Origin of the sequence: Desertihabitans aurantiacus, assembly GCF_003344635.1 — a bacterium.
GTDB classification, from domain to species: domain Bacteria; phylum Actinomycetota; class Actinomycetes; order Propionibacteriales; family Propionibacteriaceae; genus Desertihabitans; species Desertihabitans aurantiacus.
The window spans coordinates 1-1,946 of the sequence record NZ_QPKK01000431.1; the positions used below are offsets into that span (position 1 = coordinate 1).

The window sequence follows — 1,946 nt, forward strand, 5'->3', positions numbered from 1 at the left end:
CCGGGCAGGGCGCTGTCGGGGTCGTGACCCTTCGACAGGCTCAGGGCGCTGGGGTGGGGACGGCTCAGGGCGCTGGGGCGGGCAGCGCGTCGTGGGCGGGGGATCAGGGGGCGGCGGCGCGGAGCTTCTCCAGCAGGGGCTCGGCGGCCTCGTCGAGGAAGCGCTGCTGGGCCTCGTCGCCGATCTGCACCAGCGCGATGTCGGTGAAACCGGCCTCCCAGTACGGCTTCACGGCCTCGACCACGGCGTCCAGGTCGGGGCCGCAGGGGATCGAGGAGGCGACGTCGTCGGGTCGGACGAACTGGGTCGCCGCGGCGAAGCCGGCCGTGGTCGGCAGGTCGGCGTTGACGCCCCAGCCGCCGGCGAACCAGCGGAACTGCTCGTGCGCCCGCTCCACCGCCCGGTCGGCGTCGGGGTCCCAGCTGATCGGGATCTGCCCGATCGCCCGGCTGGGCTCCTCCACCCCGGCCCCACGGCGGGCCTCGCCCCAGCCCGACACCAGGTCGGCCTGCGGCTCCACCGCGATCAGGTGGTGGCCGAGCGGGGCGAAGCGCTGCACCGACTTCTCCCCCGAGACCGCCAGCCCCAGCGGGACGCCGTCGTCGGGGACGTCCCAGATGCGGGCGGAGTCGACGCGGAAGTACTCCCCGTCGTAGGTGATGAGGTCGCCGGTGTGCAGCTCGGAGATGATCTCGACCGCCTCGGCGAACATCTCCTGCCGGGCGTCCAGGGCGGGCCAGCCCTGCCCGACGACGTGCTCGTTGAGGTTCTCCCCGCTGCCCAGGCCCAGGGTGAACCGGCCGCCGCTGAGCACCTGCAGGGTGGCGGCCTTCTGGGCCACCACGGCGGGGTGGTAGCGCAGGATCGGGCAGGTCACGTAGGTCATCAGCTCGACCCGCTCGGTGACCTGGCTGACCGCGCCGAGGACCGACCACGCGTAGGGGGCGTGGCCCTGGGCGGACAGCCACGGCGAGTAGTGGTCGCTGCTCACCTCGAAGTCGAAGCCGCGGCGCTCGGCGTCCGCGGCGTAGCCGACGAGCTCACGGGGCCCGGACTGCTCGGTCATCAGGGTGTAGCCGAAGTTCGTCATGCTCCGGCACTACCCCCTGGGCGCGGACCTCACGCGTCGGTGTCGGAACCTCCGGTCAGCAGCTCGGAGTGGCGCATCCACAGCTGCACCGAGCGGGGCAGCAGCCCGGCCTCCTGGTAGCCCAGGGCGGCGCGACGGCAGGCCGCGGCCTCCTCGGTCCGGTCGCCGGCGGCCGCGGCGAGGTCGGCCCGCAGCACCTCCAGCTCGGCGCGGGAGTACGGCGAGCGGGCGACCTCCTCCTCCCCGGCGCAGAACTCCACCAGCTGGCGGGCGCGGGCGGTCTCGCCGCGGAGCAGCCGGAGCCGGGCCTCGGCCAGCCGCAGCCCGGTCAGGTCGCTGGGCGCGCCGACGATCCGCAGCGCCGATCCGGCCTCCTCGAGCAGCGCGTCCACATCCTCGGTGATCCCGAGCTGGACGCGGACGGTCGCGGCCGCCTTGCGGAACCGGCCCCAGGTGCCGAGGTCGACGGCGGGGTTGATCAGCCGGCGGGCGTCGCGGTGGCGCTCCATCGCCTCCTCGGTGGCGCCGGTGAGCAGCCGGACGTTGCCGACCACCCACTGCGCGATCCCGCGGACGTGGGCGGTCGGGATGTCGTCCAGGACGGCGGCCAGCGCGTCGGAGGCCGCGACCGCCTCCTCGGTGCGGCCCAGCTCCATCAGGCAGCCGATCCGCACGGCCTCGGCCTCGGCCTGCAGATCAGGCACCGGACGGGACGAACTGGTCCGCGCCGCCCGCTCGGCGGCGTCCAGCGCCGCCGCCGGGTCGCCATCCGCCCGTGCGGCGCGGGCGGCGAGCAGCAGCGCCTCGATGGCCAGGGCCGGCTGCTCGAGCGCCAGCGGGTGCTCCGCGCAGCCGG

At 75.3% G+C, this 1,946-nt stretch carries 2 protein-coding genes; both read right to left on the reverse strand.

The features are described 5' to 3' along the window. Nucleotides 1–103: 103 nt before the first annotated feature. The gene (locus tag DVA66_RS19840; protein ID WP_114561517.1) at nt 104–1,090 is read right to left on the reverse strand and encodes a TIGR03557 family F420-dependent LLM class oxidoreductase; all 987 of its coding nucleotides are present in this window, start codon (nt 1,088–1,090) and stop codon (nt 104–106) included. Between the two features lie 29 nt (nt 1,091–1,119). After that, nucleotides 1,120–1,946, reverse strand: an 827-nt coding sequence (locus DVA66_RS19845) for a hypothetical protein (protein ID WP_157974170.1), incomplete at its 5' end; no start/stop codon positions are given.

Coding starts and splice junctions, on each gene's coding strand:
- DVA66_RS19840 (WP_114561517.1), bottom strand. CDS start 1,090: ATGACGAACTTCGGCTACACCCTGATGACCGAGCAGTCCGGGCCCCGT.